The 6932-nt window shown below is 74.6% G+C and carries 10 protein-coding genes; 5 read left to right on the top strand and 5 right to left on the bottom strand.

Annotated elements, in window-relative coordinates; all coding sequences use genetic code 11:
* Together ETD83_RS37690 and ETD83_RS37685 are read left to right on the top strand one after the other, a co-directional pair.
* On the top strand, window positions 1–755 hold a 755-nt coding region (locus ETD83_RS37690; RefSeq protein WP_205718098.1), incomplete at its 5' end, for a hypothetical protein.
* 19 nt (window positions 756–774) lie between these two features.
* A complete protein-coding gene (locus ETD83_RS37685; protein ID WP_171064665.1) occupies window positions 775–1860 on the top strand; it encodes a serine/threonine-protein kinase in 1086 nt (361 codons plus the stop codon).
* Here the strand turns inward: ETD83_RS37685 and ETD83_RS37680 are convergent.
* The 5 genes from ETD83_RS37680 to ETD83_RS37660 form a co-directional block, all read right to left on the bottom strand.
* Entirely contained in the window at window positions 1817–2137 is a 321-nt protein-coding gene (locus ETD83_RS37680) for a hypothetical protein (protein ID WP_138649982.1), read from the bottom strand. The genes ETD83_RS37685 and ETD83_RS37680 overlap by 44 nt on opposite strands.
* A 179-nt stretch (window positions 2138–2316) precedes the next feature.
* Complete coding sequence (locus ETD83_RS37675; protein WP_138649981.1) at window positions 2317–2634, bottom strand: hypothetical protein; 318 nt, start codon at window positions 2632–2634, stop codon at window positions 2317–2319.
* Window positions 2635–2710: 76 nt separating this feature from the next.
* A protein-coding gene (locus tag ETD83_RS37670) for an IS3 family transposase (RefSeq protein WP_230421458.1) occupies window positions 2711–3912 on the bottom strand; the annotation gives its coding sequence in 2 pieces (ribosomal slippage) (window positions 2711–3648 and window positions 3648–3912; 1203 coding nt in all).
* Window positions 3913–3962: 50 nt separating this feature from the next.
* The gene (locus ETD83_RS37665) at window positions 3963–4238 is read right to left on the bottom strand and encodes a hypothetical protein (protein ID WP_138649980.1); all 276 of its coding nucleotides are present in this window, start codon (window positions 4236–4238) and stop codon (window positions 3963–3965) included.
* Window positions 4239–4255: 17 nt separating this feature from the next.
* Window positions 4256–5581 (bottom strand): AI-2E family transporter, encoded by a 1326-nt coding sequence (locus ETD83_RS37660; protein ID WP_138649979.1) that lies wholly within the window; start codon window positions 5579–5581, stop codon window positions 4256–4258.
* A 168-nt stretch (window positions 5582–5749) separates the two neighbouring features.
* On the opposite strand from ETD83_RS37660, the gene ETD83_RS37655 reads away from it, so the two are divergent.
* From ETD83_RS37655 to ETD83_RS37645, 3 genes are all read left to right on the top strand, one after another.
* Complete coding sequence (locus ETD83_RS37655; RefSeq protein WP_138649978.1) at window positions 5750–6094, top strand: ArsR/SmtB family transcription factor; 345 nt, start codon at window positions 5750–5752, stop codon at window positions 6092–6094.
* Window positions 6087–6728 (top strand): TIGR03086 family metal-binding protein, encoded by a 642-nt coding sequence (locus ETD83_RS37650; protein WP_138649977.1) that lies wholly within the window; start codon window positions 6087–6089, stop codon window positions 6726–6728. Before ETD83_RS37655 ends, ETD83_RS37650 begins: the two co-directional genes overlap by 8 nt.
* A partial coding sequence (locus tag ETD83_RS37645; protein WP_230421457.1) for an SRPBCC domain-containing protein occupies window positions 6725–6932 on the top strand: 208 nt, incomplete at its 3' end. The genes ETD83_RS37650 and ETD83_RS37645, both read left to right, overlap by 4 nt.

The raw sequence follows: 6932 nt of genomic DNA, 5'->3' as shown, positions 1-6932 counted from the left end.
ATGACGTGGACTATCCGGGCCCTGAATTGTTCGCCCGGGTGGAGGAATACGTGCGGGCCCACCGCCCCGGGCTTCTCCCGACGCTCAACCGGCTCTATGCCGGGCGGCGGCGTCCCCGGCTGCGGGGACTGCTGCTGCCGGAGCTGGCGTGGCTGACCGCGATGGCGGTGGCCGCCGCGGTGTTCCTGCTGCCCGGCGCGGTCACCGGGCCGCGCGGCGCGGGCGCCTACCGGGCGGGGCTCGCGCTGTGCCCGGTGAAGGTGGGGCAGGTCGCGTTCGGGGCCGCGGAGGCGGACGCGTCAGGGGTCCGCACCTGCGCGGGCGGCGCCCGGTACAGCCTGCGCTGGTATCAGGGGTACCGGGGCGAGCACGGCAGCCCGGCGGCGCTGCGGTTCTCCTCGGCCGGTGCCGCGCACCGCTGGCTGCGGTTCCTGAGCGGCTTCGACCTGGAGCACGAGGAGCGGTACCCGTTCACCTACCGGGAGTCGGGTGGTTCGTCCGGCATCGGGAAGGAGCGGAAGGCGCGCCGTCCCCGGCCGCTGGACGGCGTCGCCGACGAGGCGTTCATCCGCGAGGTCAACGGCCACCGGACGGGCGCGGACGGCACGGTGCGCCTCATGGAGGTCACCTTCCGCGACTCCAACGTGGTGGTGAGCGTCCGCGCCGAGCCCTTGGACGGCCCGGCCGCCGCCGTCCGCGCGGAGCTGACCGCCATGGCCGGCGCCGTGGCCGCCCACCTGCGGGCCAGGCGCTGACATGGAGGAGGAGGGCCCGGTGACCGTGCTGCGGGGCCGCTACCGGCTGGAGGTCCTGCTGGGCCGCGGCGGGATGGGCGCGGTGTGGCGCGCCACCGACACCGTCCTGGACCGGGAGGTGGCGGTCAAGGAGCTGCTGCTGCCCGACGGGACGTCGGCCGAGCGGCGGGCGGTGATGGCCGAGCGGGCGCTGCGGGAGGCGCGCGCGGCGGCCCGGGTCCGCCACCCGAACGCGATCCGCGTGCACGACGTGTTCGCGTCCGGCGGCCGGCCGTGGATCGTGATGGAGCTGCTGTCGGGGCACGGCCTCGACGTGGAGATCCACGAGCACGGCCCGCTGCCGCCCGAGCGGGTGGCCGAGATCGGCCGCGGCGTGCTGGAGGCGTTGCGCGCCGCGCACGCGCGGGGCGTGGTGCACCGCGACGTCAAGCCGGGCAACGTGTTCTGCCGCGACGACGGGCGGGTGGTGCTCACCGACTTCGGTATCGCCGCGATGGACGACGAGGAGAGGATCACCCGGACCGGGCTCCCGATCGGGACGCCCGGCTACATCGCGCCCGAGCGGCTGCGCGGCGCGCCCGCCGCGCCGCCGTCGGACCTGTTCGCGCTCGGCGTGCTGCTGTACGCGGCGCTGACCGGGACGGCGCCGTTCAGCCGCACCGAGCCGCTGGCCGCGCTGGGCGCCGTCCTCACTCACGCCCCGCCCCCGCCGGGCGGGCCGCCGCGCCTGGCCGGCCTGGTGATGGGGCTGCTGGCGCCGGACCCGGCGCGCCGCACGACCGCCGACCAGGCCCGCGACGCGCTCGCCGGCCCCGGCCTGACCGCCCCTGCCGCCGCGTCGCCGGCCGGGGTTCCGCGGTGGTGGCTGCCGGCCCGGGTCGCGCTGGCGGCGGTGGGCGTGCTGGCGGTGGCGTCGGTGCCGCTGCGCGGCTGCGGCGCCCCGCCGGCGGAGGTGGTGCCGACCGTGGCGCCCCGCGCGGGGACGCCCACGCCCGAGCCGGCGCCGACGTTCCCGCGGGTCCCGACGCTGGACCCGTCGCGGCTGCTGTCGCCGCCGGGCTTCACCCCGTCCATCCCGCCGTGCGTGCTGCGGGGCGACTGTTGATCCCCGGGCTGCGGTACCAGCCCGACGACCGGCTGCCGCCGTGGGCGCCGGGGCGGGTGAGCGGCGACCGTGCGCTGCTGCGGCTGGCGGGGGTCCTCGCGGTGATGGCGGGGGTGGCGGCGCTGGCGTGCACCGGCCGCGACCCGGCCCTGTACTGGCCGCGGCTGGCGTGGACGCTGGGGCTGGCGGCGGTGACGGCGCTCGCGCTGATCCGCCCGGCGCGCCGCGACCGGCGCGGCTGGTGGGCCGCGGTGCTCGGCGCGCTGGGCGTGCTCACGGCGGTGCTGGTGAAGTTCGCGGTGACCGGCGCGCCGGTCGCGTGGGCGCCGGCGGCCGCGGCGGCGTGGACGGCGGTGACGCTGCTGCCACCGGCGGCCCGCGCACCGCGCCGCCCCGCGAGCTGGACGACGGCGGGCCGGGGCGCGGCCCGGCGGGCGGTGGCCTGGTCGCTCGCGCTCAGAAGGCGGGGCCCTCGACGTAGGGGGCCAGCACCGCCCGGTACTGCGACGGCAGAATCCCCGACCGATACAGGACCGCCGGTTCCGGGCCGTAGAGGGGGCACACCTCGTCGGCGCCGGTGATCTCGAACCGGCGGACCTCCCGCCCGGTGCGGGCCTCCAGCAGCCGGACCAGGTACCGCGTCCGGTAGAGGGTGACCTCGCCGGTCCGGCGGCGTTCGAAGACGGTGACCCGGGAGTACTTCGGGCACCGCGCCGCCTCCTCGCCGAGCCCGGTGTCCTCGTCGATCGGCTCGGCGCAGGAGACCAGCTCCACCCGTCCGGGCGCGGTGGGCCGCCACGTGGACGGCGGCTTGCCGGGGTGGAGTCCACCGGGTTCGCTGAAGTCCGATCTACCTGGCGCCGGTTGGCGCTGGTGTGTTGATGGAACGGTAGTAGGTGGTCTCGTATTCGATGGGTGGGACGTCGCCGATGGCGGTGTGCAGCCGGTGGTGGTTGTACCAGCCGACCCATTCGACGATGGCGTATTCGACCTGGTCGCGGGTGCGCCAGGTGCGGCGGTGGATCAGCTCGGTCTTGAACGTGGCGTTCAGCGATTCGGCCATGGCGTTGTCGTAGGAATCGGCGACCGAGCCGACCGAGGCGGTCACGCCCAGGTCGGTCAGGTGGGTGGTGTAGCGGAAACTGACGTATTGGCAGCCGCGATCGGAGTGGTGAATCAGGCTGCCGGGCTGCACCGGCCGTTCGCGGCCGCGTTGCCACAGCGCCATCTCCAGTGCGTCCAGCGGCAGGTCGGTGCGCAGGTGGTCGGCCAGTTGCCAGCCCACGATGCGGCGGGAGTAGGCATCCAGCACGAACGCCACGTACACCCATCCCTCCCAGGTGCGCACATAGGTGATATCCGCCAGCCACAGGCGGTCCGGCCGGTCGGCGGTGAACTGCCGGTTGACCAGGTCCGGTGGCCGTGGCGCCGTCTGGTCCGGCGTAGTGGTGCGCTGCCGGTCCCGGCGGTGCACGCCCTGCAGGCCATGGGCGCGCATCAGCCGTTCCACCGTGCAGCGGGCGACCTGCACGCCCTGGCGGCGTAGCTGCTGGTGCACCCGGTAGGCGCCGTAGGTGCCATAGCTGGCTTGGTGGACGTCGGTGATCTGCTCGATCAGCACCGCATCACGCTGGGTGCGGGCGGAGGGTGGCCGGCGTTTGCGGCCGTAGTAGGTGCCCGGGCACAGGTCCAGGACCCGGCAGACCGGCTCGACCCCGAAGTGGTCCCGCAGGTGGTCGACCACCATGACTACTTCGTCCGGGGCTGGCCGAGCTCGGCGGCGAAAAGCGCAGAGGCCGCTTTGAGGATCTCGTTGGCGCGCTTGAGTTCGTTGTTCTCCTTGCGCAGCCGCTTGAGCTCCTCCCGCTCAGCGCTGGTGAGCTGTTCGGGTCGCTGGCCCGCGTCGGCCTGGGCCTGGCGGACCCAGGTGCGCAGCGCTTCGCGGTGAATGCCCAGATCGGCCGCGATCTGCGCGATGGGCCGGTCGGACTCCATGGCCGGCCGCACGGCCCGGTCCCGAAGTTCCTGGGGGTATTTGCGTGGTGCAGACATCGCAGTCATTCTCCTTCCCGCCAGCCAAGATCACGCTGGCTTGAAGGACTTCACCGAACCCGGTGGACTCCAGGGTCGGCGGAGGCGCCGCCGCCGGGCCCTGCCCCGCCGTAGATGACGACCGGGTGCGGCCCGGCGCCGCGGTAGGGGGCGGCGCGGGTGAACGCCGTCCCCTCGCAGACCGGGTACCAGTCCTGGCCGGTGGTGCGCGGGGGCAGCCAGTCGACCCGGTCGGGGCCGGTGGTGGCGTGCCAGGCCGCGGACGCGGTCACCGCGGCGGCGACGGCGAGGAGCAGCCACCGGTTCCGCCGCGCGAACTCCGCCATGCCCCGACGGTAAGGGATCATTTGCGGCGCAGCCATCGCCAGATCGCGCCGGCGGGCGCGTCCGGCACGGTGAGCGGGTGCTCCTCGATGTCGTAGCGCCGCACGTACGCGCTCGCGAACGCCTGGACGCTCGCGCCGACGGGCAGGGCCAGCAGCACCCCGATCGGGCCCATGACGGCCGCGCCGGCCAGGATCAGCCCGAACGCGACGGCGGGGTGCATGTCCAGGGTGCGGGCGGTGATGCGGGGCTGCAGCAGGTAGTTCTCCAGCTGCTGGTAGCCGATGACGAACAGCAGCATCCACAGCGCGGTCGACGGCGCCACGGTCAGCGCGATCAGCACGGGCACCGCGCCCGCCAGGTAGGTCCCGACGGCGGGGATGAACTGCGACACCACGCCCACCCACAGCGCGAGCGTCGCGGCGTAGGGGACGCCGAGCCCGATCATGGCGATGAAGTGCGCGCCGCCCGACAGCAGCGCCAGCAGCGCCCGGGAGTAGATGTAGCCGCCGGTCTTCTCCACGGCGATCTCCCACGCCCACAGCACCTGCCGCTGCCGTCTCGGCGGGAGCAGGGAGCACACCGTCCGGCGGAACTGCGGTCCTTCGGCGGACAGGTAGAAGGTGAACAGCAGGACCCCGAGGCTTTTGAAGATGACGCCGAACGCGGTGGCGCCGATCCCCCACACGTTCCCCGCGACCGACGACAGGTGCCGTGTCAGCGTGTCGGTCACGGTCGGCAGCCGCTGGAACAGGGTGTCCTGCGACAGGTTCGTCCCGAACGTGGAGTTGATCCAGCCGATCAGGTGGCCGACGTAGCCGGGGAACCCGTCGATCAGGTTCATCGCCTGGGTGGCCAGCAACGACCCGATGCCGCCGAGGAACCCGCCGACGAGCACGGCGATGACCAGGAACATCACGGCGGTGGCCGGGCCGCGCCGCCAGCCGCGCCGGGCCAGCCAGTTGACGCCGGGCTCGATCGCGAACGCCAGGAACAGCGACGTCAGCAGGAGCAGCAGCAGCTCGCGCAGCCGTTCCAGGAGCCACAGCCCCGCCAGGAACAGCAGCACGACCGCGCCGGCGAGCAGGAACGCCCTCGGCAGCCACGGCGGCATCCGTCCGGGCGGCCCGCCGCCGGGTCCGACGCCGCCGGGTCCGACGCCGCCGGGTCCGACGCCGCCGGGTCCGACGCCGCCGGGTCCGACGCCGCCGGGTCCGACGCCGCCGGGTCCGGCGCCGCCGGGTCCGGCGGCGGGCGGTCCTCCAGTGGGCGGCGGCCCGGCGGGGGTGTCGGGAGGGACGTCGGCGGGCGCGTGGGCGTCGCTGTCGCCCGGCGTCTGCGGCATCCCCGCACGCTAACCGCGCCGTCCCGCCCGTCCCGGCGCGCCTGCCCCGGCGCAGGCGCAACCTTTGCCGAGATTTCAGCCGCGGCGCCGGCGCCCGCATCCCCCTTCCTTGACCATCCGGTTATAGAACCACTAGGTTAACGACCCTGGTCATGAAGGCAGGTGGTCATGAGCGATGTCGCCACGAGCGTGCTCGACGCGACGTTCGCGGCGCTGGCCGATCCGACGCGCCGGGCGATCCTGGTCCGGCTGCGCAGCGGCGAGGCGTCGGTGTCGGAGCTGGCCGCGCCGTTCGACATGAGCCAGCCCGCCGTGTCCAAGCACCTGAAGGTCCTGGAGCGGGCGGGGCTGATCACGCGGGGCCGCGACGCCCAGCGCCGGCCGTGCCGGCTGCGTCCCGGGCCGCTGAGGGAGGCGGCGGGCTGGCTGGAGAACTACCGGGGCTTCTGGGAGGACCGCTTCCAGAACCTGGACATCCTGCTCGACGAGTTGAAGGAGGCCGAGGATGAGTGAGTTCGAGGAGCAGTACCGGCAGCGTGCCGACGCGTCCGGCGCCGGGGAGATAGCCGAGCGCTACCGGCGCCGCGCCGACGCGTTCGGCGCCAAGGTCGCCGCCGTCCGCGACGACCAGTGGGCGAACCGGTCCCCGTGCGAGAAGTGGACGGCCAGGGACGTCGTCCAGCACATCGTCGACATGCACGGGGTGATGCTGACGCCGCTCGGCCGCGGCCTCAGCGCCGCTCCGGGCGTCGCCGAGGACCCGGTGGCCGCGTTCCGCGCCGCCCGCGCCGACGTCGAGGCCGTGCTCGCCGACCCGGCGCTGGCGGGGCAGGAGTGCGACACGCCGTCGGGGCGGCTGACCGCGCTGCAGCACATCGACCAGGTGGTCAGCCAGGACCTGCCGCTGCACGGCTGGGACCTGGCCAAGGCCACCGGGCAGGACGACACGATCGACCCGGCCGACGTCGAGGGGGCCCTGGCGGGCATGGCCGCCATCCCGGAGGAGACGATGCGGATGCTGCGGACGCCGGGGGCGTTCGGCCCGGGCGTCGAGGTGTTCGGCCCGGAGGTGAAGGTCGACCCCGGCGCGCCCGCGCAGGACCGCCTCCTGGCCTCCATCGGCAGGGATCCGCGTTGGCGTCCGTGACGGTCGCCACCCCCTCGGACCGGGCGATCGTCATGACCCGGGACTTCGCCGCGCCCCGCGCGCTGGTCTTCGCGGCCTGGACCGAGCCCGCCCTGGTCAAGCGCTGGTACGGCGCGCACGGCTGGGACGTGGTGGCGGCCGCGATCGACCTGCGGGTCGGCGGGGCGTGGCGCTTCGTCTGGCGGCTGTCTCTTTTACACATCT

This window comes from Actinomadura soli (genome assembly GCF_005889715.1).
GTDB classification, from domain to species: domain Bacteria; phylum Actinomycetota; class Actinomycetes; order Streptosporangiales; family Streptosporangiaceae; genus Spirillospora; species Spirillospora soli.
The sequence above is the reverse complement of the archived record's forward strand: the minus strand, read 5'-3'. Positions and strand labels throughout refer to the sequence as shown.